This is a genomic window from Providencia sp. 6390, assembly GCF_058148425.1.
In genome coordinates this window covers 83,654-109,529 of record NZ_JBYVYL010000004.1, presented here as the reverse complement: position 1 = coordinate 109,529, position 25,876 = coordinate 83,654, and the positions used below count along the sequence as shown (strand labels likewise).

The 25,876-nt window shown below is 43.5% G+C and carries 30 protein-coding genes and 3 tRNA genes; 25 read left to right on the top strand and 8 right to left on the bottom strand.

Translation table 11 applies throughout. The features are described 5' to 3' along the window. Window positions 1–56: 56 nt before the first annotated feature. From AC3Z9T_RS09970 to AC3Z9T_RS09850, 25 genes are all read left to right on the top strand, one after another. Window positions 57–890, top strand: coding sequence for a GPO family capsid scaffolding protein (locus AC3Z9T_RS09970; RefSeq protein WP_490126016.1), 834 nt, complete (start codon window positions 57–59; stop codon window positions 888–890). 24 nt (window positions 891–914) lie between these two features. Beyond that, on the top strand, window positions 915–2,009 hold the full coding sequence (locus AC3Z9T_RS09965) for a phage major capsid protein, P2 family (protein WP_490126015.1): 1,095 nt from the start codon (window positions 915–917) through the stop codon (window positions 2,007–2,009). Beyond that, on the top strand, window positions 2,009–2,701 hold the full coding sequence (gene gpM, locus AC3Z9T_RS09960) for a phage terminase small subunit (protein ID WP_490126014.1): 693 nt from the start codon (window positions 2,009–2,011) through the stop codon (window positions 2,699–2,701). Before AC3Z9T_RS09965 ends, gpM begins: the two co-directional genes overlap by 1 nt. A 66-nt stretch (window positions 2,702–2,767) precedes the next feature. Continuing rightward, complete coding sequence (locus tag AC3Z9T_RS09955; protein ID WP_490126013.1) at window positions 2,768–3,232, top strand: head completion/stabilization protein; 465 nt, start codon at window positions 2,768–2,770, stop codon at window positions 3,230–3,232. Then, complete coding sequence (locus tag AC3Z9T_RS09950) at window positions 3,229–3,432, top strand: tail protein X (protein WP_121875173.1); 204 nt, start codon at window positions 3,229–3,231, stop codon at window positions 3,430–3,432. The genes AC3Z9T_RS09955 and AC3Z9T_RS09950 overlap by 4 nt, the downstream gene beginning before the upstream one ends. Before the next feature lie 33 nt (window positions 3,433–3,465). Continuing rightward, window positions 3,466–3,768 (top strand): phage holin, lambda family, encoded by a 303-nt coding sequence (locus AC3Z9T_RS09945; RefSeq protein ID WP_490126269.1) that lies wholly within the window; start codon window positions 3,466–3,468, stop codon window positions 3,766–3,768. Next, window positions 3,769–4,170, top strand: coding sequence for a structural protein (locus tag AC3Z9T_RS09940; RefSeq protein ID WP_490126012.1), 402 nt, complete (start codon window positions 3,769–3,771; stop codon window positions 4,168–4,170). Continuing rightward, the gene (locus tag AC3Z9T_RS09935) at window positions 4,167–4,712 is read left to right on the top strand and encodes a DUF2570 domain-containing protein (RefSeq protein ID WP_490126011.1); all 546 of its coding nucleotides are present in this window, start codon (window positions 4,167–4,169) and stop codon (window positions 4,710–4,712) included. Before AC3Z9T_RS09940 ends, AC3Z9T_RS09935 begins: the two co-directional genes overlap by 4 nt. After that, entirely contained in the window at window positions 4,690–5,121 is a 432-nt protein-coding gene (locus tag AC3Z9T_RS09930) for a phage tail protein (RefSeq protein ID WP_490126010.1), read from the top strand. Before AC3Z9T_RS09935 ends, AC3Z9T_RS09930 begins: the two co-directional genes overlap by 23 nt. After that, window positions 5,114–5,728: a phage virion morphogenesis protein gene (locus AC3Z9T_RS09925; RefSeq protein WP_490126009.1), complete on the top strand. Its 615-nt coding sequence runs from the start codon at window positions 5,114–5,116 to the stop codon at window positions 5,726–5,728. Before AC3Z9T_RS09930 ends, AC3Z9T_RS09925 begins: the two co-directional genes overlap by 8 nt. 69 nt (window positions 5,729–5,797) lie before the next feature. Beyond that, window positions 5,798–6,436, top strand: coding sequence for a phage baseplate assembly protein V (locus tag AC3Z9T_RS09920; RefSeq protein ID WP_490126008.1), 639 nt, complete (start codon window positions 5,798–5,800; stop codon window positions 6,434–6,436). Further along, window positions 6,433–6,774, top strand: coding sequence for a GPW/gp25 family protein (locus AC3Z9T_RS09915; protein ID WP_490126007.1), 342 nt, complete (start codon window positions 6,433–6,435; stop codon window positions 6,772–6,774). Before AC3Z9T_RS09920 ends, AC3Z9T_RS09915 begins: the two co-directional genes overlap by 4 nt. Before the next feature lie 3 nt (window positions 6,775–6,777). Next, window positions 6,778–7,686, top strand: coding sequence for a baseplate assembly protein (locus AC3Z9T_RS09910; protein ID WP_490126006.1), 909 nt, complete (start codon window positions 6,778–6,780; stop codon window positions 7,684–7,686). Then, window positions 7,679–8,290: a phage tail protein I gene (locus AC3Z9T_RS09905; RefSeq protein WP_490126005.1), complete on the top strand. Its 612-nt coding sequence runs from the start codon at window positions 7,679–7,681 to the stop codon at window positions 8,288–8,290. Before AC3Z9T_RS09910 ends, AC3Z9T_RS09905 begins: the two co-directional genes overlap by 8 nt. Continuing rightward, window positions 8,287–10,170, top strand: a complete 1,884-nt coding sequence (locus AC3Z9T_RS09900; protein ID WP_490126004.1) for a phage tail-collar fiber domain-containing protein — start codon at window positions 8,287–8,289, stop codon at window positions 10,168–10,170. The genes AC3Z9T_RS09905 and AC3Z9T_RS09900 overlap by 4 nt, the downstream gene beginning before the upstream one ends. After that, entirely contained in the window at window positions 10,170–10,805 is a 636-nt protein-coding gene (locus tag AC3Z9T_RS09895) for a tail fiber assembly protein (protein WP_490126003.1), read from the top strand. Before AC3Z9T_RS09900 ends, AC3Z9T_RS09895 begins: the two co-directional genes overlap by 1 nt. A 98-nt stretch (window positions 10,806–10,903) precedes the next feature. Further along, complete coding sequence (locus AC3Z9T_RS09890) at window positions 10,904–11,740, top strand: hypothetical protein (RefSeq protein ID WP_490126002.1); 837 nt, start codon at window positions 10,904–10,906, stop codon at window positions 11,738–11,740. Window positions 11,741–11,874: 134 nt separating this feature from the next. Then, complete coding sequence (locus tag AC3Z9T_RS09885) at window positions 11,875–13,047, top strand: phage tail sheath protein (protein ID WP_490126001.1); 1,173 nt, start codon at window positions 11,875–11,877, stop codon at window positions 13,045–13,047. 2 nt (window positions 13,048–13,049) lie between these two features. Further along, window positions 13,050–13,565 (top strand): phage major tail tube protein, encoded by a 516-nt coding sequence (locus tag AC3Z9T_RS09880; protein WP_474333513.1) that lies wholly within the window; start codon window positions 13,050–13,052, stop codon window positions 13,563–13,565. Between the two features lie 11 nt (window positions 13,566–13,576). Continuing rightward, a complete protein-coding gene (locus AC3Z9T_RS09875) occupies window positions 13,577–13,885 on the top strand; it encodes a phage tail assembly protein (RefSeq protein ID WP_490126000.1) in 309 nt (102 codons plus the stop codon). An 11-nt stretch (window positions 13,886–13,896) separates the two neighbouring features. Further along, window positions 13,897–14,019, top strand: a complete 123-nt coding sequence (locus AC3Z9T_RS09870) for a GpE family phage tail protein (RefSeq protein ID WP_121875239.1) — start codon at window positions 13,897–13,899, stop codon at window positions 14,017–14,019. Further along, window positions 14,012–16,984, top strand: a complete 2,973-nt coding sequence (locus tag AC3Z9T_RS09865) for a phage tail tape measure protein (RefSeq protein WP_490125999.1) — start codon at window positions 14,012–14,014, stop codon at window positions 16,982–16,984. The genes AC3Z9T_RS09870 and AC3Z9T_RS09865 overlap by 8 nt, the downstream gene beginning before the upstream one ends. Before the next feature lie 2 nt (window positions 16,985–16,986). Then, window positions 16,987–17,454: a phage tail protein gene (locus tag AC3Z9T_RS09860; RefSeq protein WP_490125998.1), complete on the top strand. Its 468-nt coding sequence runs from the start codon at window positions 16,987–16,989 to the stop codon at window positions 17,452–17,454. Beyond that, window positions 17,451–18,548: a phage late control D family protein gene (locus AC3Z9T_RS09855; RefSeq protein WP_490125997.1), complete on the top strand. Its 1,098-nt coding sequence runs from the start codon at window positions 17,451–17,453 to the stop codon at window positions 18,546–18,548. The genes AC3Z9T_RS09860 and AC3Z9T_RS09855 overlap by 4 nt, the downstream gene beginning before the upstream one ends. A gap of 86 nt (window positions 18,549–18,634) precedes the next feature. Continuing rightward, window positions 18,635–18,847, top strand: a complete 213-nt coding sequence (locus AC3Z9T_RS09850; protein WP_490125996.1) for an ogr/Delta-like zinc finger family protein — start codon at window positions 18,635–18,637, stop codon at window positions 18,845–18,847. 201 nt (window positions 18,848–19,048) lie between these two features. Here AC3Z9T_RS09850 and AC3Z9T_RS09845 read toward each other — a convergent pair. The 8 genes from AC3Z9T_RS09845 to AC3Z9T_RS09810 form a co-directional block, all read right to left on the bottom strand. Next, window positions 19,049–19,135: transfer RNA gene (locus tag AC3Z9T_RS09845), tRNA-Leu, on the bottom strand. Between the two features lie 8 nt (window positions 19,136–19,143). Next, a tRNA-Cys gene (locus AC3Z9T_RS09840) sits at window positions 19,144–19,217 on the bottom strand. Window positions 19,218–19,243: 26 nt separating this feature from the next. Further along, window positions 19,244–19,319 (bottom strand) — tRNA-Gly (locus AC3Z9T_RS09835). Window positions 19,320–19,482: 163 nt separating this feature from the next. Then, window positions 19,483–20,031 (bottom strand): CDP-diacylglycerol--glycerol-3-phosphate 3-phosphatidyltransferase, encoded by a 549-nt coding sequence (gene pgsA, locus AC3Z9T_RS09830; protein WP_490126268.1) that lies wholly within the window; start codon window positions 20,029–20,031, stop codon window positions 19,483–19,485. A 57-nt stretch (window positions 20,032–20,088) separates the two neighbouring features. After that, complete coding sequence (gene uvrC / locus AC3Z9T_RS09825; RefSeq protein WP_490125995.1) at window positions 20,089–21,921, bottom strand: excinuclease ABC subunit UvrC; 1,833 nt, start codon at window positions 21,919–21,921, stop codon at window positions 20,089–20,091. Next, window positions 21,888–22,574 carry a LuxR C-terminal-related transcriptional regulator gene (locus AC3Z9T_RS09820; protein ID WP_490125994.1) on the bottom strand — a complete coding sequence of 229 codons (687 nt, stop codon included), beginning with the start codon at window positions 22,572–22,574 and terminating at the stop codon, window positions 21,888–21,890. The genes uvrC and AC3Z9T_RS09820 overlap by 34 nt, the downstream gene beginning before the upstream one ends. 223 nt (window positions 22,575–22,797) lie before the next feature. Beyond that, window positions 22,798–24,030 carry a peptidase T gene (gene pepT, locus AC3Z9T_RS09815; RefSeq protein WP_490125993.1) on the bottom strand — a complete coding sequence of 411 codons (1,233 nt, stop codon included), beginning with the start codon at window positions 24,028–24,030 and terminating at the stop codon, window positions 22,798–22,800. Between the two features lie 29 nt (window positions 24,031–24,059). Further along, window positions 24,060–25,613, bottom strand: coding sequence for an AbgT family transporter (locus tag AC3Z9T_RS09810; protein WP_490125992.1), 1,554 nt, complete (start codon window positions 25,611–25,613; stop codon window positions 24,060–24,062). Window positions 25,614–25,876 lie beyond the last annotated feature (263 nt).

The following is a 25,876-nucleotide window of genomic DNA, read 5'->3' as shown; positions in this document are numbered from 1 at the left end:
ATATAAACACTGGAACCATAAGCCCATTATTCTGATGTGACTGATGGAGTCATTACATGACGAAAAAAGCAAAGCCAGTGCGTATCTGTGTTGAGGGAGCCACAACCGATGGCCGCACCGTACAACGCAATTGGTTAACTGAGATTGAAAAGAACTACGACCCGAAGGTGTACGGGGCACGCATTAACCTTGAGCATTTAAATTATGAATGGATGCCACGTTTTGGTGATGTTGATTCCGTCTATACCGAAGAAATCAGCGAAGGTGCACTAAAGGGCAAGTTAGGGCTTTATGCAAAATTATCGCCGACTGACGACCTGATCCAAATGAACCAAAAACGCCAAAAGGTTTACACCTCTGTCGAAATTAGCCCTAAATTTTCCGACACCGGCGAAGCGTATTTAGTTGGCCTAGCGGTCACTGATCGCCCAGCCAGCCTCGGCACTGAAATGTTGCAATTTAGCCAAAATAGCGGCGCGAATCCGCTTTCTGAACGCAAACAATCAAAAGACAACGTTTTCACGGCGGCTGAAGAGACGCTTTTTGAGTTTGAAGATGAACAGCCCGAAGAACCGAAAACACCCGCGCTATTTTCTCGTATTGCCGAAATTCTTGGTCGTAAAAGCAAAAACGATGATGCCCGTTTTGCGGACGTCAATAAAAGCGTTGAGTTGTGTGCCAAAACCATTGATGACGTGCAAACCGAGGTCACTAGCCTAAAAACGCAATTAAGCGATCGCCAAAAAGACAGCGACGAACTGAAAACCTTACGCACTGAACTGGCTGAACTAAAAACCCAGTTAACAAAGACCGATAACAGCGGCGCGCAACGCCCTCAATCGCTGGGCAATAGTGGTGCACCGGCAGCGGAATATCTGACGGATTGCTAATTAGCCCATAATTTGAGAACAGACATGAAAAAACATACCCGATTTAAATTTAATGCGTTTTTGACACAACTGGCTTCATTGTTTGAAGTTGAGATTGAAGCGCTCTCTACCAAAGTTGAAGTGAACCCATCTATAGCCCAAAAACTGGAAGATAACATTCAGCAAAGCGCCGCTTTCCTGAGCATGATTAATATTGTTCCTGTTGACGAGCAATCAGGCCAAGTGATCGGTTTGGGTGTTGGTTCCACTATTGCCGGCACAACCGACACCACCAAAGAAGACCGTGTGCCGACAGACCCTAGTTCACTAACGGATATTGAATATAAGTGTGAACAAACCAACTTTGATACCGCATTAAAATATCAAAAGCTGGATTTATGGGCAAAATTCCAAGATTTCCAACTGCGTATTCGTAACGCGATTATTCGCCGCCAAGCGCTTGACCGCATCATGATTGGTTTTAATGGAGTTACTCGCGCCAAAAAATCTAACCGTGAAGTGAATAAACTGCTGCAAGACGTGAATATTGGTTGGCTGCAAAAAGTGCGTAATGATGCCCCTGAGCATGTAGTGAGTGACGTCAAAGACGAGAACGGCGCAGTGATTTCCAAAACTATTCGCGTTGGTGCCGGTGGTGACTTCTTCAACCTCGACGCACTGGTTATGAGTGCGGTTGATGATTTGATTGATGAAGAGTATCAAGATGACACCGAAATTGTCGTGATCTGTGGTCGCAAGCTGCTAAGTGACAAATATTTCCCACTGGTCAATAAAGACCAAGAAAACAGCGAAAAACTGGCCGCTGATATGATCATCAGCCAAAAACGCATTGGTGGCTTGCAAGCCGTTCGCGCGCCGTATTTCCCTGAAAATGCGTTGTTTGTCACGCGTCTTGATAACTTGTCGATTTACTGGCAGAACGAGACCCGCCGCCGCCACATTATCGACAACCCGAAACGCGATCAAATCGAAAACTACGAGTCAGTCAATGAAGCTTACGTTGTCGAAGACTATCGCGGCGTGGCTTTGATTGAAAATATCGAAATGGTCACCGCACCGGTCAAAACGCCTGAAACCGAAGATACCGAAGATACTGAAAAAAATAAGGACGGCGAATAATGAGCGCTAGCATTTTCCGACGTCACGTTATCCGCATGAGTGCTGAAAAGGACGCGCAACAGCGCGATCCCATCACACAAACCGGCACGGCTTATACCCAAATGACCTTAATGATGAATGCTGATCGCCGCCGGCTAAAGCGTATTCAGTCATTTGAACGTAAAGCCAGCGTGAAGCGGGAAATGCTACCCAATTATGCCCCATGGGTCGCGGGTATTTTGGCCAGTGGCAGAGGCCAGCAAGATGATGTGACGATGCGCGTGATGCTTTGGCGTGTCGACGCCGGCGATTACCACGGCGCGCTAGATATTGCTGAATATGCTTTGCGCTATAACCTGAGCATGCCTGAAAAGCACACCCGCACAACAGGTTGTGCTATCGCGGAAGAAATTGCAGATCAGGCCGAAAAGCAATACACCGCCAAAGCCCCGATCCCCTTAGATGTACTCACTCGCACTATGACGCTAACCCTTGATGAAGATATGCCCGACCTCGTGCGCGCCAATCTTTACAAGTGGTTAGGTTACGCCCAGCGAGACAACAACCAGCCGCAACCGGCAACCTGTTCATGGTTGCGAGCACTTGAATTAAATGATCGTGTTGGTGTGAAGCAAGACTTAAAGCAGCTTGAGAAGTACTTAGAAAAGCAGCAACAAACCAACACGGCATCACAGAACGAGCCACCGCGCTAGGGCGGCACAGAGGCACAACTTAGGTTAACGCCTCTGTCCACCGCCCACCTATTAAGAGGTGTCAGTATGGATTTTACATCCACGCAATCACAAAACATCGCTGATGACGTATTTCACAGTGGGGATTTTTTTCCCGATATTCACGCGCGGGATTATCAGCAATCCATGTTAACGGATGGCAAAGTCACTCCCGAACGGCTGCGCCACGCGATCACTAACGCCATCATTGAAATTAATCGTGAGTTGGCCAATTGGCGACAAACGCAAATCATCAATGGTTATGTTTCGATGGATAAAGTACCGGCTGATTTTATCAATGATGACAGTGAATTAGTTCTGCTTTACCGGCGCGCTGTTTATAGCCAAACCAAAGCCAATTTGACCGAACGTTACCGCGATGTTGATACCACTAACAGCGGTGAAAAAAAAGCCGAGGGTCTAGGTACCACAATTGATGAACTGTGGCGTGATGTGCAGTGGGCAATTCAGCGCATCAAGGGGCAATCACACAACATTGTTGAGTTGATATGAAAGTGACGGCACTGCAAGGCGAAACGCTGGATGCACTGTGTTTTCGGGTGTTGGGGCAAACGGCGGGCATGGTCGAAAAAGCCTTAGAGCTTAACCCACGTTTAGCGGAAATGGGCGCTATTTTACAACATGGCACATTAGTTGAACTCCCTGATATCACCGAGCCGCCGCAAAAAGTCCTGATCCAACTTTGGGATTAATAACACCCTCAATAGGGGGATGGTATGAAAACGATGAAAGAACATTTAACGGAAATTTTCGAAGCATTGAAAAACGCATGGCCGCAATTATCCGGTGTCGCATTAGCCATATTTATTCGCTACGCCATTTTTATTTATGACGGTGATACCCGTAAAAATAAATGGGCTGAGTGTTTATTGTGTGGTGCGCTTTCTTGGGCGGTGATCAGTGGTGCTGAGTTTATCGGTATTCCTGAAGCGGCCTCCGGCATGATTGGCGGTGCGATTGGTTTTTTAGGTGTTGAGAAAATTCGTGAGATCGCACACCGCATGATTAATAAACGATTGGGGGGATAAATGACACCACGAGGCATACGTAATCACAACCCCGGAAATATTCGTCATGGGGCTAAATGGCAAGGTCTGAGCGAACAGCAAACAGACCGTAGTTTTTGCCAGTTCACGGATCCTGTTTGGGGACTGCGTGCATTGTTTAAATTGCTACTCAATTATCAAAAATTGCATGGCCTGTGTTCTATACGCGTAGTGATTAATCGCTATGCACCACCCATTGAAAACTATACTGAGAACTATATTCAGGCGGTAGCCAATAGCCTCAATGTCAGTCCTGATGATTGTTTAACATTGGAAGATAAAGCCGTTTTATTTGAAATAAGCAAAGCGATTATCAAGGTTGAAAACAGTAACCAGCAACCCTATAGCCAACAGCAATTTGAAAAAGCGTACAGCCTGCTATGAACAAGCGATTAATTTTATTAACCGTCATCAGCCTACTTAGTGTGGGCTGTTTGATTTTTTTACTCGAAAAAAGCGATCGCTTAATCAAGTTATTGGTCAGTGAAAACAATCGACTCGCCAGTGAACTGGCTACACAACAGCACATTATTGCCGACCAATCATTACAGTTTCAGCGCTTTAATCAGATTGCCGCCAGTGCTTCATCGCGGGGTATTCAGCAGCGCGCTGACGCCGAGGAAAGAAAAATTGAATACAAAACCCTGCTTAAAAAAGAGCCGACCTGTGATCTGCCTGTGCCTCGTGATGTTGCTGACAGCCTGCTCAACAACACGTACCGTTTACGTACCAGCGCAATGCGTTCCCTTGCCGAAGGCATTGACCCAACCCGTCATGCCGTCATTGCCCGACAGCCTTTAACCTATTGTGATTTGGCGCTATGGGTAAATGCGTTGCTTGCAGACTTAGAGCAGGCCAACACCCAGCTGATGGCTATCGAAGACATAGAGGACTCTCGGCAAAATGAAAAAACTGAACGGCATTAAAGACCGGCTGTACCAAAAAATCCCTTATCTCAAAAGTAACCCTGAAAAGCTCTATCTGTTTGTCGATGATGGCAGCATCATTGCGACGATGGAGCCATCCCTTTCCTATGAGTACAGCTACAGCATAAATATTATTATTGAAGCCTTTCCTGATGACCAAAACATTGTTTTTGCCGTGGTGATCGAGTGGCTAAAAGAACATCAGCCCGATATTTTGGCCAATCCCGATAAACGCTCAACCGGCATTCGCTTTGAGGCTGATATCCTCAATAGCCAAAGTGCCAATATCAGTATTGATTTAAAACTGACTGAACGTGTCATTGTAGCCAACAAAGACGGTAAATATCACGTCGAAGCGGTCAGCGAGCCCGTAGACCCAGTCCACGAATGGGATAGTCTGTATGGATGATGCTCTCACCGAACTCAATCACGAACTCGCTGGCCTGCTCGCTCGTGTTGCCCCTGCCGAGCGCAAAAAACTGTCTCGTTTACTGGTTCGTGACTTACGTAAAAGCCAAATCAAACGTATTCGCGCCCAGAAAAACCCCGACGGCAGCACCTTTACCAAACGCAAAGCGCAATTTATTACCGTTAAGCGTGAGATGCGTTTTATCTGGCGTGGCCAACAACGTAGTTTAAAAAATTGGCGACAAAACAAAAGCATGACCACCGGCTTTGATGTGGATAAAGGCGGCGCTCGTTCATTTCGAAAAGGTGATATTCAACGTTTTATCTCAGTTAAAAAAGACCGAGTCAAAATCAAAGGGAAAAGTAAACAGGCTCGCATGTTTAAACGCCTCGCTACTGCGCGTTATATGCGAACCTTTGCCAATGAAAACGAGGCGGCAATCTATTTTGCACCGGCAGCGGCTAATATCGCCGCGATCCACCAATACGGCTTAAAAGAAAAGTTGCGTAATCTGGATATTCAATACCCCGCTCGTCAGTTGCTTGGTTTTACCCCTGAAGATGTGCGCCATATTGAAACCCTACTTATTAACTATCTCGCTTCCTGATGTTGTAAGCCCACGGTTTACAACACTAAGCCGATGCATTCACGCCATGTTTTCGTGCAGGCTGTCACCATGAACCCGAACACGAAAAATACGGAGTTACTCCGTTTAATCCGAAACCTGATCCGCACTGGCGTTGTGATTGATGTCGATATTCACCGTGGCTGTCGAGTGCAAACCGGAAACTTACAAACTGACTGGCTGCCGTGGATAACTCAACGAGCCGGTGCAGCGCGTCACCTTTGGGCGCCGTCTGTTGGTGAGCAAGTGGTGATTTTTTCGATAGGTGGTGAGCTGACCACCGGTTTAGTGTTGACCGGTATTTTTTCCGATGAACATAACGAGCCCACCGATTCATTAACCGCCAACCATGTGACCTACTCTGATGGTGCAGTGATTGAGTACGAACCGGCTACCGGCGCCTTAAAAGCCGTTGGCATTAAAACCGCATTGATTGACGCCAGCGAGCAGATCACCGCCAATGCACCCGTTGTCACCGTTAACGCCAGTGAGCAAATCCAATTCAATACACCCACGGTTATTTGTTCTGACAACCTCACCTGTGCCACGTTGAATGTGCAAGAAGGTGGCGAAATGACTGGTGATTTCAATCACCGAGGCGGCGCAATAAACTCAAACGGTATCACATTGCATACCCATACTCATGGCGGTGTGCGCTCAGGTGGTGACTCAACAGGTAACCCACAATGAAGTATTTAGGCTTAAGTGCAATAAGTGGCCAACACATCACCGACATTGATCATGTGCGCCAATCCGTGCGCGATATTTTAGTGACTCCAATCGGTAGCCGGCTCGCGCGGCGCTCATATGGCTCATTATTATTTCGCTTGATTGACCAGCCAGACAATAACGCATTGCGGTTACGGCTAATGGCGGCTTGCTATACCGCATTGTTGCAATGGGAACCGCGCATTCAAATTCAACGACTCACTATTTCATCGCCAACGCCTGCCAGTATTGTCGTTGACTTAAGCGGTGTCTTTTCCGGCACTGAACAACCATTTAATTTTTCAGTACCCGTGAGGTAAGCCATGCCAACGATTGATCTAAGCCAATTACCGCCACCGGATGTTGTCGAATCATTAGAATTCGAATTGATTTTTTCTGAACGAAAAAATGCTTTAATTGCGGCAATGCCCGAAGAACAACGCGCCGCGATTGCTCGCACGTTAGCGTTTGAATCGGAGCCGCTTACAAAACTATTACAAGAAAACAGCTATCGTGAACTGATATTACGCCAGCGCATCAATGAGGCCGCGCGAGCTAGCATGGTAGCTTTTGCCGTTGGTAGCGATTTAGATCAACTTGCCGCTAACAATAATGTGAAGCGCTTAATGTTATCAGCCGGTGATCCTAATGCCGTTCCCCCTATCCCACCGGTTTACGAATCCGATGCTGATTTACGTGTGCGTATTCCAAGTGCATTTGAAGGGCTTAGCGTAGCAGGCCCTGTTGGCAGTTATGAACATCACGCCCGTAGCGCCGATGGTCGCGTAGCGGATGCCTCGGTGATCAGCCCTGCGCCAGCTTATGTCACCGTAACAGTGTTATCCCGCGAGGGGAACGGCACTGCACCGGCGGATTTAATTGAAAAAGTAACAACCGCTTTAAACAATGAAGATGTTAGGCCAGTCGCTGACCGTGTCACTGTGCAATCTGCAACGATTGTTAATTATGAAATCGACGCGGTGATCTACTGCTATCCCTCGCCTGAATATGAACCGATTACCGCCGCTGCCGAGGCACAATTAAAACGTTACACAACCCAACAACACCGGTTAGGCCGTGACATTGTGCTGAGCGCCATCTATGCAGCGCTGCATGTGCAGGGTGTGCAACATGTTGAAATTAAAAAACCAGTTGCAGATATCAAGCTAGACAAAACACAGGCCAGTTACTGCTCAAATATTAATGTATCGCTAGGTGGTTCAGATGAATAATCGTTTACTGCCTACCGGTTCATCAGCCTTAGAAATCGCCGCCGCCGAAGCTTGCGCGCAAATCGAACGAGTACCCATTCCAATTCGTGAGCTTTGGAACCCTGATAAATGCCCCGTGCATTTGCTGCCGTATCTGGCGTGGGCGTTCAGTGTAGACCGATGGGATAAAGACTGGACGGAAAAAGCAAAGCGCGATGCGATTAAATCGGCAATGTTTATTCATAAACACAAAGGCACTATCGGTGCACTACGCCGCGTAGTTGAACCGCTCGGTTATTTAATTCGTGTTGTTGAGTGGTGGAAAACCAACGAAACACCAGGAACGTTTCGGCTTGATATCGGTGTTCTTGAAACCGGTATTACCGAAGAAATGTATCAAGAGTTAGAGGCGCTAATTTTTGATGCCAAGCCGGCGAGCCGCCATTTAGTTGGGCTAACGATTCAACTGGAAACACGCGGTGAATTCTATTGCGGGGCATCTAGCTATACCGGTGATTCACTCACTGTTTACGCTTATACCCCGCCTTTAATTTCGGTTTCTGGTCTCGACGTTCGCGGCGCTGCTGTTCACTTAATTGATGAAATGAGGATTAATCCACAATGAAATACTTTGCTCTGCTCACTAAATTAGGTGAGAACTTACTCGCTCAGGCAACCGCCTTGGGCACAAAAATTGAGTTAACCCACATGGCCGTGGGTGATGGAGGCGGCTCATTACCTACACCGGACACCAATCAAACCAAGCTAATCAAAGAACAGCGCCGAGCCGCCATTAATACGCTGTTTATTGATGAGAAAAATAAAAACCAAATTGTTGCAGAGCAAATTATCCCTGAAAAAGACGGCGGTTGGTGGATACGTGAAATCGGTTTGTTTGATAAAACGGGTAATTTGATTGCCGTGGCAAACTGCCCTGAAACCTATAAACCTCAATTAGAAGAAGGCTCAGGACGCACGCAAGCTATTAGAATGGTATTAATTGTCAGCCATACCGAGTCAGTGACATTAAAAATTGATCCATCGGTGGTACTTGCCACCCGTGATTATGTTGATGATTCAGTAAAAAAAAGCATTGAAGAGCACGAAAAAAGCCGCAAACATCCTGATGCAACCATCACGGCTAAAGGTCTTGTGCAGCTTGCCGACACGTTGAGTGCTGATAATACAAAGGCGATCACCCCTAAATTAGCGACTGAAATTAATCAGCGTGCAACCAATGCACAAACAACCGCGACTACCGCAAACACTAACGCAACGAATGCGAATAACAATGCGAACAACCGCGTTCCCAGTACTCGCAAAGTTAACAACAAACCATTAAGTGCGGATATCAATTTAACTGCCAGTGATGTTGGTGCATACGGTAAAGATGAATCTGATACTCGGTTTCAACCCAAAGGTAACTATGCACCGGCGGGTAATTATCAACCTGCTGGTGATTACGCTACCAATACAGCACTCAATAACGGCCTTGGGTCAAAGTTTGATAAAACGGGCGGGGTAATAACGGGTAGTGTCACTATTAAAAACTCTTCATTGTCAGTGAATGGAACTGGTGACTATACCGGCATTAACATGGCGCGTTTAGATTCAAGTTATGTCAGATTAGAAACTAATCCTGTCGATGATAAATCCCTATTAACCATCGTTGACCGATTAAGTGGCGGTGGGAATAAAAATGTAGTCACCATACCAAATAAGTCAGGCACAGCTATGCTAGTTGGCGACTATGGTTGGGGAGGGGTTGTATCTTCAAATTGGCTCCCGACTACTGAAGCGTATGAGTCGTTTCTAAAAAATAAGGCAACACCAACCCAAGTGTTTAGAAATGATAGCGCAGTTACCCCCAATCATTATCAATACTCAGCAACAGCATACTTTAAGGCTGGAGATACATATACTGCAATATCAGCACATTATCAGGGTGCAGGGGTTAGAGTCATCGGTGGAAATCCAAATGCGTTTTTTACATATACGCTATGGACAGATAGAAGTGCCGCAGCAGACCGAAACGGTAATTTAAAAGTTTCTGGCTCATCATCAGCATTAAGCGATTGTCAAGTTGGTGTTCCTTTACCGTGGCCTCAAGCAACAGCCCCAGCCGGTTATTTAATTTGCAACGGCCAATCATTCAATAAAACAACCTATCCGCTGTTAGCGCAAGCTTACCCGTCAGGCATTTTACCTGACTTGCGTAGTGAATTTATACGTGGTCTAGATGCAGGTCGTAATGTTGATAGCGGTCGTACTGTCTTATCTGCACAAAGTGACGCGATAAGAGATATTGCCGGAGAGATTCAGGGGATTAATCTGAGCGGCAGTGGTGCTTTTGGCGGTAGAACTGTTGTTGATTATGGCATGTCACCGAATGGCTCAGGTAAAGACCAATTTAAATTAAATTTCAAGGCATCTAACGTTGTCCCTACCGCAAATGAAAACCGTCCTCGTAACATCGCATTTTTATATATCGTGAGAGCAGCATAATGAACAAATATAATTTAGAAATTACTCAAGGTGAAATCGGCCAAGATGGCTATGTATCAAAAACTGGATGGGTAAAAACCTATTACATCAATGAAGTAACTCGTGAATATATCGGCGCGACGATGGAGCATATCACCATCGGCGGTGGTTTACCTGCTGGCGCTTATTTAGATGCTCCACCATTACCCGAAAAAGACGATACTGCGATTGTTCGCAGCGCTGATGAAAAATCATGGCTTCATGTTACGGACCATCGTGGCAAAACGGCCTACAGCACAGAAACACGCCAGCCGATAGAGGTTGATTTTATCGGTGATTTGCCAGCAAATTTAACGTTGTTAGAGCCAAAAACGGAGTTTGATAAATGGGACGGTAAAAAGTGGGTCACAGATATTGAAGCGCAAAAAGCGGCATTAGTTGCTGAAGCCGAGCAAGAAAAAGCACAGCGACTTGATGAAGCTAATAGCACAATCACCTATTTGCAAGATTCTATCGAAGTCGGACTTGATGACGATGATTATGAAAGTAAATTGAAAGACTGGAAAAAATACCGCGTTCTATTAAATCGTGTTGATACTTCAACAGCGCCAGACATTGATTGGCCACAAAAGCCCATTATTAGTGACAATAGATAAGTATTTTAGTTTAATCATTGGTTCTCTATACTCACGTTTTATATCAATAAAGCGTGATATTATAACCAACTGATTTTAATAGAATATTGAGATAGCTAATGAAGCAGCCTGATAAAGAAAATTTTTTTCTTGAAGTAATGATAAGATTTTCAGCTTTTGAAGATAAAGATACCTTTGAAGTGTTGAAACAAATTGATGAAAAAAGGCATGAAAAAACACTAAGGTTATATAGGCAAAAATATAAGTTTTACGTCCACAGGTATGTGGCATTAAGTTACATATACCAATCAATGATCAATATAGCAAATACGTTCTCTTACTTTGATGAACATAAAAAAGCACTAATCCATGAAAGAGAAAAGAATATCTATTTAGCTATGAATGAACCATTTGCTCAGGGAATCATTATACAATACGCTAAACTAAAAGAAGCATTAGTCGACATATATTCTGATGAACCTAGGGATATAGCACTTAAAGAAAGATTACTAAAGAATAAAAGTGTTGAGGCTGGCTATAGTGCATTGTCTGAACTATACCAAAAAATAAAGGAAAGTAATGTTGAAGATCTCAGAAATACAATATTTGCCCATCCATTCAAGGCAGACAAAAAAAATGTCATATATCCATATGAAGCAACTGAAAACATACTTAGTACATTTAAATCATTATGTGATGAGCCCGACAACAGAGCTTTTTCAAAAAGCAAAAATAGAATAGCTTATTTCTGTAATCAATATTTAATGAAAGCAAGTAGAATTCTATATCTTAGAGATAAAAATAAAAACTCAATCAAAACAAATGCCCAAAAACACGTAAGAATAATAAATGAATTTATGTGTTTACTAAGAGATGAATATTTTTTTGGATATGAACCAATTCTAATTCCAGATGAAAAAACAATGAAGAAATTTATTGTTGATAATCTAAAGTGAATGATCTTATTAAGATGTGGCAATAAATAGTTTACAATAGCTTTGTTGTACCCTTCCCCCATACAACACCAACCCCGCGACAACATTCAATATCAATAACACCATAGAAGCTACCACCAAAAGGAGCTTCTTTTATGGCGCAAGATTATCACCACGGCGTACGCGTTGTTGAAATCAACGACGGCACTCGCCCTATTCGCACTGTTAGCACAGCCATTGTTGGCATGGTATGTACCGCCGACGATGCCGATGCAACGGTATTCCCACTTAACAAGCCGGTATTGATTACCGATATTCGCACAGCCATTGGCAAAGCCGGTAAAACGGGCACGTTGTCGCATTCATTGACCGCAATCGCTGACCAAACCGCACCGGTCACCGTTGTTGTTCGTGTTGAACAAGGCGAAACCGAAGCCGAAACCACCTCAAATATTATTGGCGGCACCTCTGACACAGGTCAGAAAACTGGTTTACAGGCACTGCTTACCGCCAAAAATCACACTGGCGTTAAACCACGTATTATTGGTGTGCCGGCTCACGACACACAAGCCGTTGCCACTAAACTGGCATCAATAGCGCAAGAGCTGCGCGCATTTGCTTACGTCAGCGCGTACGGTTGTAAAACTATTTCTCAAGCCCTCGACTACCGCAAAAACTTCAATCAACGCGAATTGATGGTGATCCACCCTGATTTTGTCTCATGGGACACCGTCACCAATTCCGAATCTATCGCTTACGCCACCGCTCGTGCGCTAGGTTTGCGCGCGAAGATTGATCAGGATATTGGCTGGCATAAAACGCTTTCAAACGTTGGTGTTAATGGCGTCACCGGTATCTCTGCGGATATCTCTTGGGATTTGCAAAACCCCGCCACCGATGCCGGCTTGCTCAATGAAAACGAAGTCACCACATTAATTCGTGAAGATGGCTTTCGCTTTTGGGGTTCCCGTACCTGCTCCGATGATCCGCTATTCGCCTTTGAAAACTATACCCGTACCGCGCAAGTGCTCGCAGATACAATGGCAGAGGCGCACATGTGGGCAGTCGATAAGCCAATGACCCCAACGCTGGTTAAAGACATTATCGAAGGCATCAATGCCAAAATGCGCGATTTAGTCACCAACGGCTATTTGCTGGGTGGGCAATGCTGGTTTGATCCCGATGCTAATGGCAAAGATGAATTAAAAGACGGCAAATTAGCCATTGATTATGACTACACACCGGTACCACCTGCCGAAAATATCTCATTCCGTCAGCGCATCACCGATCGCTACTTGATGGACTTTGCATCAAATATTAAGGGGTAACCATGGCTTTACCACGCAAATTAAAAAGCATGAATTTGTTTGTCGATGGCGACAACTGGCAAGGTATTGCCGAAGAGATCACGCTGCCCAAAATCACCCGTAAATTAGAAACCTATCGCGGCGCCGGTATGCAGGGCGCGGTGAATATTCGCATGGGCTTAGACGATGGCGCGTTAGATAGCGAAATCACCTTGGGCGGTATCGAAGCGCAAATTTATAAACAGTGGGGTATCTCTGAGGTCGATGGCGTGATGCTGCGTTTCGCTGGCGCTTATCAACGTGAAGATACCGGCGAGGTCAATGCCTGTGAGGTGGTATTGCGCGGCTTTCTGTCTGAAATCGACGCCGGTAATGCCAAGCAAGGCGAAAACACCCAAGTTAAATTCAGTTTCAAATCAACCTACTACAAACTGATTTGGGATGGTTCACCGCTAGTTGAAATAGACATTATCAACATGATCGAAATCGTTGACGGCGTAGACCGTCTTGCTGAACAACGCGCCGCTATTGGCCTGTAATGGAAATTATCATGACTGACGAAGTAAAAAAAACACAAGCCTCTGTAAAACTGGATGAGCCGATTAAACGTGGTGAGTCTGAATTGACTGAAATTGTCGTGCGTAAACCTAACACTGGCGCGTTACGCGGTGTGCGCTTACAAGCGCTGATGGATATGGATGTTTTATCCATGACTGAGGTGCTACCTCGCATCACCACGCCGCCGTTAACCAAGCCCGAGATCATGGCCATGAACCCTGCTGATTTGGTTTTGTTATCGATTGAGGTGGTTAATTTTTTGCTACCGAACTCGATGCGCACGGATTACCAGAACGATTAACCGTTGATGATTTGGTTGCAGACATTGCCACCATTTTTCATTGGACACCTTCTGCCACCGCCGAAATGAGCCTGATTGAATTATTAGAATGGCGTTATCGCGCATACAAACGAAGCGGACATAGTGATGAGTAAAAATCTACGTTTACAAGTTGTGCTAAACGCCGTCGATAAATTGACAAGGCCATTTCGTAGCGCACAAGAGTCAAATAAGAAACTGGCGGGTGCTATTCGCCAGTCTCGTGAAGCGATAAAAAATCTCAATCGCCAAGCTGGTCAAATTGAAGGCTTTCGCAAAGCAAAAATACAACTTGTTGAAACCCAGCAAGCCTATCAAGCCGCAACACAACGTGCGGCAGCTCTAGCGCGTGAACTCAACGCCACCGAAAGCCCCACTCGAAAACAGGCCGAGGCACTAAGAAAAGCGCAACGCGAAGCCTCGCAATTAAAAAATAAGTTTGGGGAATTGCAGCAATCAGTACAGCGACAGCGTAGCGAGCTGCAAGCCAGTGGTATTTCAACCAATCAACTTGGCCAAGCGCAACGCAAATTAAATAGTGATATTTCACGCACAACCCAACAATTACAGCGCCAAGAGCTACAATTAAAACGCAGTGCCGAGCAAGAGCGGCGCATGGCCAATGCGCGTAGTAGCTATCAATCAACCATGGACACACGTAATAAAATTGCGGGTAATGGTGCAGCAATGACGGCTACCGGTGTGAGTGTGTTATACGGCGCTAAAAAAACATTAGGCGCAGGGTTTGATTTTGAAAAAGGCATGTCTGGTGTCCAAGCGTTAACACGGCTAGATAATAATTCCCCCGAATTAAAAGCACTCACTGAGCAGGCTAGGCAGTTAGGAGCAACAACCAGCTTTACCGCTAATGATGTGGCCGGCGGTATGGGTTTTCTTGCTATGGCAGGTTATGACCCTGATAAAATTAAAAAATCCATCCCTTCCATGTTGGACTTAGCCAAGGCCGCGGGTATGGATGATTCACTCGCTGAAGTTGCTGATATCGCATCAAACATTCAAAGTGCTTACAAAATTCCTGCGGATGAAATGAAGCGGGTTGCGGACGTGCTGACATTTGGTTTTACAACATCCAATACCGATTTACGCATGTTGGGTGAAACGATGAAATATGTTGGTCCTGCTGCTCAGGCTGCTGGACAAGACTTTGAATCTATGGTCGCAACAGTTGGCTTGTTAGGTAACGTGGGCATTCAGGGTTCACAAGCCGGTACATCACTACGAATGGCGTTATTAAGGTTGGCATCACAACCAAAAGCTGCCCGAGAAGCACTAAAGAAATTAGGAATTTCTATTGCAGATAGCAAAGGCCAAATGAAAGAAATGCCACAAATTCTATCTGATATTGAACGTTCATTTTCAAAATTAGGGATTAGCGGAAAAGGTAACGTAAAAAAAATTGCATTGGTTAAAGATCTTTTTGGGGTCGAATCCTCATCGGCAATTTTAGAGCTTTTAGACAAGCAGGGTGAAATTGATCCTGAAAAACGAATTGATGCATATATAAAACAAATTCAAAATCAAAAAGACACAGCAAGCCAAGTCGCTACAACAAAAGCCAATAACCTTGATGGTGATATTCGTAACATGGTGTCCGCATTTGAAGATGTAGCGATCACTATCTATGATGACATTCGCCAGCCGTTGCGTGATATAACTAATCAAGTAACTGAAATCACACGTAAAGTCGGCGATTGGGCTAAGCAAAATCCTGAAATAGTCAAATGGACTGCTGCTGTTACTTTAGGTTTAGGCGCAGTTCTTACCGTTCTTGGTGGTGTGTCATTGATGGTTGCAGCCATGCTAGGACCATTAGCCATGGCTAAACTCAGTTTATCCGTACTCGGTATTAAAGGAAGCGGCTTTTTATCCTTACTTCTCAAGCCACTAAAATTAGTTGGCTCGGCTTTTATGTGTCTTAGCCGGATTTTGCTAGCCAATCCCATTATTTTAATTATTACCGCCATCGCGGCAGCGGCTTATCTTATTTATAAATATTGGGGCAATATTGCGCCGTACGTCAAAAAATTGTGGGATAAAGTAGCGCAGCTTTTTTCCGCTGCGTGGAACTGGATAAAAAGCTTTTTAATGAAATGGACTATCGTCGGTTTGATCGCGCCCTACTGGGATAAAATAACCGGCTATGCCAATACTATTTGGGAAGCGGTTAAACAAACCTTTTCCCAGTTTTGGGAGTGGACAAAAGCCTTTATTCTTAACTGGACAACACCGGGCTTAATTTACCAACATTGGGACAAAATCACGCACTATGCAAATGTGGTGTGGGATGCCGTCAAACAAACCTTTTCCCAGTTTTGGGAATGGACAAAAAACTTTATTTTAAACTGGACAACCGTTGGTTTAATTTACAAACATTGGGATAGCATTGTCGCTGTCACCTTGAAAATGTGGACAACCATTAAAAAAACCATTTCAGATAAATGGGATGAAATCGTTAATGACGTCAAAAACCTCCCTGAAAACTTTAAACAAGTGGGTGGTTTGATCATTGATAGTTTAAAAAATGGCATTCTTGAAAAATGGGAAGCCTTAAAAGCCCAATTTGCTGAAATCAAGAAAATGGTCACGGATTTAATGCCTGACTGGATGCTATCCGATGAAACCCTCGCAATGCGCGCATCCAATCAGGTTACAGTGATCCAAGCTGGAATGAAGAGCGCCGGTATGTTTGATAGTGGCGGCATCATACCGCGTGGCCAATTTGGTATTGTCGGCGAGCGTGGCGCTGAAATTGTCGAAGGGCCTGCTCGCGTAACCAGTCGGCGCAATACTGCGGCAATGGCCATGGCGGCAGCAATGACACTCGGCACATTATCACAACCGGTCAGCGCAAAACCTATTCACCCCTACGCGGTTAATGCCGGTATGAAACAAAGCGCGCCGTCATCAAAACCGGTACCCGCGCCCGTGATCAACATCTACCCGCAACCAACCCAGTCGGCACAAGATATCGGGCAAGAGGTGGCGCGACAAATTGACGCTTATTATCGACGCCAGCAAGCCGCACAGCGTAGCAACTACCGCGACAGTGAGGACTTTTAATTATGGCCATGGCAGCACTCGGTTTATTCGTGTTTGAGTTACGCACCACGCCATTTCAGGGGATGCAACGCGAGCACCAATTTCGATTTGGTTATAACAACCGCATCGGCAAACGGCCAAGCTTCCAGTTTATGGGCGCGTCAAATGATGGGTTGACCCTATCTGGTACGCTTTACCCTGAATTAACTGGCGGTAAATATTCCTTATTGATGTTGCAGGCCATGGCAGAAACCGGTAAAGCGTGGTCATTTATTGGGGGTGACGGTACCATTTACGGCATGTACGTGATTGAAAGCTTGAGTGAAAACAAAAGTGATTTCTTTCATGACAGCGCAGCCAGAAAGATTGAGTTTACATTAACGCTTAAGCGAGTGGATGAATCACTCGCTGAGATGTTCGGCAATATCAGCGAGCAGCTGGATACGCTGACCGATTCCGTCGCAAATGGACTAGGAGGATTGCTGTCATGAGTGATTTTTTTCTGACCGGTATTGAATCGGTACCGCAATATGTGCTCGCCGCCGGTGATGTCAATATCAATGATCGGCTGCAAGGCCGGCTAATGTCACTCACCATGACAGACAATCGCGGCTTTGAAGCTGACCAGCTGGACATTGAGATAGATGATGCTGACGGCAAAATGATGTTGCCCAGACGCGGCGAAGTGCTCTCTCTGCATTTGGGTTGGAAAAACGAGCCGTTAATATTTAAAGGTAAATTCACTGTTGATGAAATTGAATACAGTGGCGCACCCGATAAAATTACCATTCGTGGCCGTAGTGCGGATTTCCGATCATCACTCAATGTAAAACGTGAAATCTCGTATCACGACAAAAGCCTTGGTGACATTATTAAAACCATAGCTAAGCGAAATAACGTTGAGCCGATGATTGAAAATAAGTTGGCCAACATAAAGCTAGCCCACATCGACCAAACCAATGAATCTGATGGTTCTTTTCTGGCGCGACTTGGCCAACAGGAAGGCGCAATTGCCGCGATTAAAAATGGCCAACTGTTATTTATGCCGCAAGGCAGTGGTAAAACTGCCAGTGGGCGTCCTATTCCCCCGTTATTATTGACGCGCTCAATTGGCGATGGGTACCGCTTTTCATTAGCAGATAGAAGCGCATATACCGGCGTTGTGGCTAGCTGGCTAAATACGCGAAAGCCACAAAAAAAAGAAGAAGTAAAAGTTAAGCGTAAACGAAAAACAAAAAAGAAAGCTCCGGCGAAAGTCGCAGAACCGCAAGGCGATTACCTTGCTGGCGAGGAAGGCAATACGCTAACCCTATCCCACACCTACGCAAATAAAGGGAACGCAGAGCGAGCAGCAAAAACCGCATGGGAAAAAATGCAAAGAGGTGTCGCGTCATTCTCCATTCAATTGGCCAAAGGCCGCGCCGATATCTATCCCGAAATGCCAGTTAAAGTACAAGGTTTTAAACCTGAAATAGATAATGCTGAGTGGATACTCACAAAAGTGTCGCATTCATTAAGCGACAGTGGCTTTACATCAGCGCTTGAATTAGAGGTTAAAATTTCAGATATGGCAATGACTGATTGATAAGCATACAAAACCAGAATGACTACTGGATAAAATATCAGTACAATAGACTTAATATCAACATCATGGCAAAAGGTAACCGGATCATGATGAAATGCCCCATTTGTAACGAACCTACACGCATTCGTAGCTCTCGCTATATCACCAACGAAACCAAAGAAAATTATAATCAGTGCCAAAACATCAATTGCAGCACTACTTTTGTTAGCCATGAGTCCGTGGCACGATACATTATTAAAACTGAATTATTGGATGCGGTGATCCCTCACTCACACAATGAGCAACTTTCAGTGATTTAATTTATAAAATGCGATGAACATCACTTATTCTGAAGAGAGAAAATGCCTGAAAACAATACTGTGATTATGAACAGCGCCGCCAAGGTGCCGCCATTCTGCCGCCACTTTTGATTTTCAGTGACAAATTCCAGATGCAAAAAAGCCACCTTGAAGGTGGCTTTTTCTTTCCCTAACTTACTGATTTATCAGTCAAGTTTTATTTGGTGCCCAGGGCGGGACTTGAACCCGCACAGCCTAAAGGCCGAGGGATTTTAAATCCCTTGTGTCTACCGATTTCACCACCTGGGCTAAATTTTTGGAGGCGCGTCCCGGAGTCGAACCGAGCTACACGGATTTGCAATCCGGTGCATAACCGCTTTGCTAACGCGCCTTCTTGTTCAATCTCATTACTGAGATTGGAGCGGGAAACGAGACTCGAACTCGCGACCCCGACCTTGGCAAGGTCGTGCTCTACCAACTGAGCTATTCCCGCCTTAAGCTTTCGCTTTTCAAACTGGCTGATTTACTTATTTTTTTTCGTAAACCTCGTTGCCGTTCGATGCGTTGCATTCTACTGATTTCACATTTTGAGTCAACACAATTATTTAAAAAAATCGTTTAAATCCGTTCGTTCGCTGTTTTTTCAATCATTTCGATCAAGCTTCGCTCAAATCTCCCCATGCTGCCCTCAAATATTGATACATTGACCAGAACGTTAAGATGGCAGCAATGTACAATAATGCGATAGCAAGGTTCTCAATCAGTAAACTTGGACGCCATAACAAACCAACTAATGACATCATTTGAGCCGTTGTTTTAAATTTACCAATCCAAGAAACGGCAACACTGCTTCGTTTGCCAATTTCTGCCATCCACTCTCTAAGTGATGAAATGATAATTTCACGAGCAATCATGGTTGCTGCAGGTAAAGTCACATACCAAACATCAAAACTCTCAGTGACCAACACTAATGCAGTTGCCACCATAACTTTATCAGCAACAGGATCAAGAAAAGCGCCAAATTTCGTTGTTTGCTTCCACAACCTTGCAAGATAGCCATCAAACCAATCAGTTACTGCGGCGATAACAAAAATCAACGCACAAACAAAGGGCCCCCAGCTAACAGGTAGATAGAAAGCCAATACAAAGAATGGTATTAAGATGACGCGAAACAAGGTCAACCACGTAGGAATATTTAATTTCATCATACTCAGTAACTTTTTGACCAAAATGGATATTATAAGTATGGTGCCCTAAGACACCTACTGTTTCAATGCATTATAAATCTTTTCTGCGAGCGCGTATGAGATCGAGGGCACTTTTGCAATCTCTTCTATACTTGCATTTTTTAAGGGTTGTAAGCCTCCCATATATTTTAACAACATTTGGCGACGTTTTGGCCCTACACCCTCTATCGATTCTAAGGCGCTGGTATTTTTAACCTTCGCACGCCTCTGGCGATGACCAGTAATGGCGTGATTATGCGATTCATCTCGAATATGTTGGATCACATGTAAAGCAGGAGAATCAGGAGGTAACGCAATGCCTTCACCTTCAGGTTTAAAGAAAAGTGTTTCTAAACCTGCTTTACGGTCACTTCCTTTTGCAACACCAATTAATAATGGACGATTTTTATCCCAATCCACGTTAAGCGAGTCAAAAACATCTTTTGCTTGTCCTAATTGCCCTTTACCACCATCAATAAAAATAATATCAGGGACTTTGCTTTCATCAAGGTGCTTGCCATAACGGCGCGTTAACACCTGATGCATTGCCGCATAATCATCACCTGGCGTGATACCTGTTATGTTATAGCGGCGATACTCAGCCTTTACTGGCCCGTTTTTGTCAAAAACAACACAAGAAGCAACTGTTTGCTCCCCCATCGTATGTGAAATATCAAAGCACTCCATACGTGATATAGAATCCAATTCAACAATTTTCGCTAATGATGCCATACGCTGATGAATTGTTGATTGCTGAGCCAACTTAGTAAGCAATGCTGTAGAGGCGTTTGTCCGCGCTAATTTTAGATAGCGAGCTCTTGCCCCCCTAGGCTGCGTTTGAATTTGGATTTTTCGCCCAGCAACCTGTGATAATGAATCGGACAATAATTCTTTTTCAGGTAAAGCAAAATCCAAGAGAATCTCACCCGGTAATGTACGGTTTTCACTACCTTGTAAATAAAATTGCCCAAGAAACGTTTGTACTACTTCTTCTAATAAAGTACCGGCAGGGATTTTAGGGTAGTAGCTGCGGCTTCCAAGTACTTTGCCTTGACGAATAAATAAAACATGTATACAAGCAAGCCCAGACTCAAAAGCAACACCGATAACATCAAGGTCATCACTATCACCTGAAACATATTGTTGCTCAGTAACCGCTCTTACCGCCTGTATTTGATCACGAAAGCGTGCCGCTTCTTCAAAGCGCAGTTCTTGACTGGCTTTTTCCATTCGTTCGATCAGCCCTGTTAAAACCTGCTGATCCTTACCCGTTAAAAATAAACGTACGTAATTAACTTGTTGCTCATACTCTTCGTCACTGACTAATCCTTGAACACAAGGACCTAAACAACGCCCTATTTGATATTGTAAACAAGGCCTTGAACGATTTTTATAAACGCTGTCTTCACATTGCCTGATTGGAAACAGTTTCTGCATTAGAGCTAACGTTTCTCTTACTGCATAAGAGTTAGGGAATGGTCCAAAATACTCCCCTTTTGCATGTTTTGCACCACGATGCATCGACAACCTAGGGTGAGTTTCTTTACTCAAAAAGATATAAGGATATGATTTGTCATCTCGCAGCAAAACATTGTAACGAGGCTGGTAAAGCTTAATGTAATTATGCTCAAGTAACAAAGCTTCTGTTTCAGTATGCGTAACGGTCACATCAATAGACGCAATGTTCTTAACTAACTGCTCTGTTTTGCGACTACTGACTGTGACGCGGAAATAACTGGAAAGACGTTTTTTGAGATCTTTTGCTTTACCGACATAAATCACTGTTCCCCCAGCGTCATACATACGATAGACACCGGGTTGATTAGTCACTGTTTTTAAGAAAGCTTTTGGTTCAAACTGTTCGGACACCCTGATACACCCTGTTTGGTTACGATCAACCCATTACTGATAGCGATATGAGTTAATTCTACATCACTACGGATATTAAGTTTACCAAACATTCTATATCGATAGGTATTCACTGTTTTAGGACTCAATTCCAACATTTGAGCGATCTGCTTTATCGGAATACCTTGGGTAATAAACAGCATGATTTCAAGCTCACGTGTTGATAATAAATCATATAAATCAGCTTGTTCGTTCTGATCAATACGTTTTAAAGCTATGGTTTGTGCAATATCAGGTGAAATAATTTTACTGCGTGCATTGACTATCTGTATGGCTTCAACAAGCTCATCCGCTTCAATCTTTGCACTTAAAATGCCACGAATACCAATATCAAGCGCTTTCAATAGAAAGGCATAATAGCGGTGAATATTATAGATAATGATCCCGACATCAGGCTGAGTACGCCTTAGTGTTTGTAATGTTTTTAGTGATTCATATTGACAGTTATCACTATTAATTAATATAACGCTAGCCTTTTGCTGTCGGTTCCATGTAATGGCTTGTTCGATAAAAGGGAATGAAGCAACAATACCACATCGTTTATGGCGGTTAAAAATAGCCTCAAGTCCACGAATTAAAATATTATTATCATCAATGATTACTATATTAATCATTTTCCATCCTATACTTTATTGTAATTCCCATCCAAAACTCTTCATAAATAACAATTTCTGAAAATAAAATAAAGTATTTTAAATTAACTATGAACTGATAGATTTAATAATAAACAGATAGATAAACAAATAAAATTAGTTACTATGTATCATTTGAGCGATAAATTAAATGGCCATGTATAAACATAGCCATTTGATAAATTCAAAATTAAAAATAATAAAACTATTTTTGTCCTACTAAACGACAAATCGTTTCAGAAACTAAATAGCTTTTCTCAAAAGAACTCAGTGGCAAAAATTCAAACTTAGAATGAAAATTCAATGCACCTGTAAAGTAGTTAGGTGTTAAAACACCTCTTGCTGACAACGCAGAGCCATCTGTACCTCCACGCATTGGGATCACATTCGGTTCAACATTTTGAATTTTCAATGCTTCAAAAATTAAATCAATTGCCGTGCGGTCATCACCCAATGAATCACTAATGTTACTATATACATCAGAGATATTGAATTCAATTTTCGCCTTTGGATGACGTGCTTTTATCAGTTCGACTACTTCACCAATATAACGCTTACGTGCTTCATAGCTATTACGATCAAAATCACGGATCGCCATTTTAATTTTGGCATTATCAGGATTTGCAGTCAGATCGGTCACATAAAAGTAACCTTCACGGTGCTCTGTATGCTCTGGGGTATCAAAGCGGTCAAAGCAGCCAATAAAATCATGTGCAATACGGATCGGGTTAACTAGCACGTTTTTCGCCGACATTGGATGTGCCGTAATCCCTTTTATAGAAACTTCAATAGAAGCTGCATTGAAGGTTTCATAAACGACTTCACCCAATGCGCAGCAATCGATCGTATAAGCAAAATCAACCTTAAAACGGGATAAGTCCATGATTTTAGAACCACGTAGACCAATTTCCTCATCAGGAACAAAGGCTACATAGATATCACCACAGTCAAAATCAGCATGCTGCAACTTATCCATCAGCTCCATCACAACCGTGACTGCTGCCTTATTATCAGCGCCAAGCACACTTGTTCCATCGCTAAAAATGATCTCTTCACCGACATAAGGCGCTGCTTCAGGGTGTTCTTCAGTTTTAAACCAAATCTCCTCTTGCACATTTAAGCACAAATCTTTTCCTTCATATTTCAATGTCTGAGGTTTGATAACAGGGGATAAACCAACATCAACCGTATCCAAATGGGTAACAAAACCAATTTTAGGCGCTGAAGGTTTATTGCCAGGGCGAACCGCATAAAGGATCGCATGATCATCAATATAAATATCTTTAAGGCCATAACTTTCTAGCTCTTTAGCGAGTAGTTTGGCTAGTTCACGTTGCCCTTCTGTACTCGGCACAAACGTTGCTGAAGCATCGCTTTGACTTTCAATAGCAAGATAGCGGAAAAAACGTTGTTCGAGCTGTTTACCTAATTGATTCATTTTTTATTCCTTTTACTCAGTCCAGCAAATTATGATGCTGGCTGCCATGTATAACCACTGTCAAAACCGATTGGGATATCAAATGCCCAGAACAGATAAAGTGTTGCGGTCAATGTGATCAATAGACCTATAGTGAACGGGATCATCATAGAGCAAAGCGTACCAATACCTGCATTTTTGTAGTACTTCTGGCAATACATCAAGATCAGCGGATAGAATGGGAACATTGGTGTACTGACGTTCATAGCAGAATCACTCACGCGGAATGCCGCTTGCGTCAGTTCAGGAGAAATTCCCACCGCCATTAGCATTGGCACCAATACGGGTGCCATAATTGCCCATTTAGAAGTTGCTGATGTGATCATGATATTAATCAATGCCGTCAAAATAATGACACCAAGTACAGTCATTTCTGAGGGCATATCCAGTGTACGCAATAATTCAGCACCGGACAGTGCTAATAGTGTACCCAAATTAGAATGTTGAAATGAATATAAAAACTGAGCCGCAAAAAAGGCAAAAACAATGAATGGAATTAATGACTTAGTAATATTTTCCATTGCCTTAACCACATCTTTGGTTGAGGTGAAGGACTTAGTCATATAACCATAAATAACCCCAGGCACAGCAAAGAAAATAAATAGCAGCGGGACCACGATTTGCATAATAGGTGCTTTCGGACTAGTTAAGCTGCCATCAGGACCACGCAATGGTGAATTTTCAGGCCATAACAGTGCAAATAAACCTACCGCCAACAAAATAACAACACCACCCGCGACACGAAATGCTTTGTGCTCAATAGGGGTAATTTTGCCAAGATCTTGCTCTGCATCGACATCAACTTCATTTGTGGTAATTGGGCAGTTTTTGTTTAGCCAAGGTTCTACAATTTTTTCAGTAATAAACCAGCAAGTAAAAATAACACCAAACGTACCACCAAGGCTGAAGAAATAGTTACACAGAACGTTAACGCTATAGCCGGGAGCCATCATTTGCGCGGCATCTTGAGTAAAGCTTTGCATGATTGGATCAATAATTGATGGAGTATAACTGGCGGTAAAACCACCAGCTAATCCAGCAAAAGCTGCCGCTATACCGGCTAATGGATGACGACCACTTGCGTAAAACATCATGGCTGCAACAGGCATCAAAATTACATAGGCGGAATCTGATGCGATATGTGAAACGATACCAACAAACACGACTGTTGGCGTCAACATTTTAGGCGTAATAAAGGAGAGCATTTTTTTCAACGCAGTGTTAATAAAACCACTACTTTCAGCAATACCAATTCCTAATGTTGCTACAATGGTTATCCCTAATGGAGGGAAATTAATAAAATTTTTCACTGCCGATGTGATAAATAATATTATTTCCTCATAGTTAAACATATTTACGACAGAGATTTTTTCTTTCGACACTGGATGGTAATAATTAAAATCTACGAATGAAAGTAGATAAGATAAAAACCAGCAGATTATTAGGGCATAAATAAACAGCATTGTAACATCAGGCATAACGTTCCCGATACGTTCAACACGGTTTAAAAACCCTTTCTTTTTAGGGAGTGTATTTGTTGTCATATTTGCAAGTTACTTAGGTTATTAGAGTAATAAACTTTCACACAGTAGATAACCCTCTCTGAAAAGTAAAATACTTTCTTTCAAATATTTAACAGGATAAACCAGTGGTATTTTATTGTATTAGTATAATTTAACATTGAAATGAGAGATATTTGTGTTGAGGAAAACGAAGTGACATAGAGACAAGGAATAGCCTACTACGACTTATTACTTAATATTATATGCTAGCTTTAAAATGCATAAGAAAAAGGAATGAATTCCAT

Bases quoted from the DNA above. Each gene is read 5' to 3' on its own strand.
- AC3Z9T_RS09970 (WP_490126016.1), top strand. From the start codon at position 57: ATGACGAAAAAAGCAAAGCCAGTGCGTATCTGTGTTGAGGGAGCCACA.
- AC3Z9T_RS09950 (WP_121875173.1), top strand. From the start codon at position 3,229: ATGAAAGTGACGGCACTGCAAGGCGAAACGCTGGATGCACTGTGTTTT.
- AC3Z9T_RS09910 (WP_490126006.1), top strand. From the start codon at position 6,778: ATGCCAACGATTGATCTAAGCCAATTACCGCCACCGGATGTTGTCGAA.
- AC3Z9T_RS09860 (WP_490125998.1), top strand. From the start codon at position 16,987: ATGGCCATGGCAGCACTCGGTTTATTCGTGTTTGAGTTACGCACCACG.
- AC3Z9T_RS09880 (WP_474333513.1), top strand. From the start codon at position 13,050: ATGGCTTTACCACGCAAATTAAAAAGCATGAATTTGTTTGTCGATGGC.
- AC3Z9T_RS09955 (WP_490126013.1), top strand. From the start codon at position 2,768: ATGGATTTTACATCCACGCAATCACAAAACATCGCTGATGACGTATTT.
- AC3Z9T_RS09965 (WP_490126015.1), top strand. From the start codon at position 915: ATGAAAAAACATACCCGATTTAAATTTAATGCGTTTTTGACACAACTG.
- AC3Z9T_RS09905 (WP_490126005.1), top strand. From the start codon at position 7,679: ATGAATAATCGTTTACTGCCTACCGGTTCATCAGCCTTAGAAATCGCC.
- AC3Z9T_RS09900 (WP_490126004.1), top strand. From the start codon at position 8,287: ATGAAATACTTTGCTCTGCTCACTAAATTAGGTGAGAACTTACTCGCT.
- AC3Z9T_RS09875 (WP_490126000.1), top strand. From the start codon at position 13,577: ATGACTGACGAAGTAAAAAAAACACAAGCCTCTGTAAAACTGGATGAG.
- AC3Z9T_RS09810 (WP_490125992.1), bottom strand. From the start codon at position 25,613: ATGACAACAAATACACTCCCTAAAAAGAAAGGGTTTTTAAACCGTGTT.
- AC3Z9T_RS09865 (WP_490125999.1), top strand. From the start codon at position 14,012: ATGAGTAAAAATCTACGTTTACAAGTTGTGCTAAACGCCGTCGATAAA.
- AC3Z9T_RS09940 (WP_490126012.1), top strand. From the start codon at position 3,769: ATGACACCACGAGGCATACGTAATCACAACCCCGGAAATATTCGTCAT.
- AC3Z9T_RS09945 (WP_490126269.1), top strand. From the start codon at position 3,466: ATGAAAGAACATTTAACGGAAATTTTCGAAGCATTGAAAAACGCATGG.
- AC3Z9T_RS09930 (WP_490126010.1), top strand. From the start codon at position 4,690: ATGAAAAAACTGAACGGCATTAAAGACCGGCTGTACCAAAAAATCCCT.
- AC3Z9T_RS09895 (WP_490126003.1), top strand. From the start codon at position 10,170: ATGAACAAATATAATTTAGAAATTACTCAAGGTGAAATCGGCCAAGAT.
- AC3Z9T_RS09935 (WP_490126011.1), top strand. From the start codon at position 4,167: ATGAACAAGCGATTAATTTTATTAACCGTCATCAGCCTACTTAGTGTG.
- AC3Z9T_RS09885 (WP_490126001.1), top strand. From the start codon at position 11,875: ATGGCGCAAGATTATCACCACGGCGTACGCGTTGTTGAAATCAACGAC.
- AC3Z9T_RS09920 (WP_490126008.1), top strand. From the start codon at position 5,798: ATGAACCCGAACACGAAAAATACGGAGTTACTCCGTTTAATCCGAAAC.
- AC3Z9T_RS09820 (WP_490125994.1), bottom strand. From the start codon at position 22,574: ATGATTAATATAGTAATCATTGATGATAATAATATTTTAATTCGTGGA.
- pgsA (WP_490126268.1), bottom strand. From the start codon at position 20,031: ATGAAATTAAATATTCCTACGTGGTTGACCTTGTTTCGCGTCATCTTA.
- AC3Z9T_RS09915 (WP_490126007.1), top strand. From the start codon at position 6,433: ATGAAGTATTTAGGCTTAAGTGCAATAAGTGGCCAACACATCACCGAC.
- pepT (WP_490125993.1), bottom strand. From the start codon at position 24,030: ATGAATCAATTAGGTAAACAGCTCGAACAACGTTTTTTCCGCTATCTT.
- AC3Z9T_RS09855 (WP_490125997.1), top strand. From the start codon at position 17,451: ATGAGTGATTTTTTTCTGACCGGTATTGAATCGGTACCGCAATATGTG.
- AC3Z9T_RS09925 (WP_490126009.1), top strand. From the start codon at position 5,114: ATGGATGATGCTCTCACCGAACTCAATCACGAACTCGCTGGCCTGCTC.
- AC3Z9T_RS09890 (WP_490126002.1), top strand. From the start codon at position 10,904: ATGAAGCAGCCTGATAAAGAAAATTTTTTTCTTGAAGTAATGATAAGA.
- AC3Z9T_RS09850 (WP_490125996.1), top strand. From the start codon at position 18,635: ATGATGAAATGCCCCATTTGTAACGAACCTACACGCATTCGTAGCTCT.
- gpM (WP_490126014.1), top strand. From the start codon at position 2,009: ATGAGCGCTAGCATTTTCCGACGTCACGTTATCCGCATGAGTGCTGAA.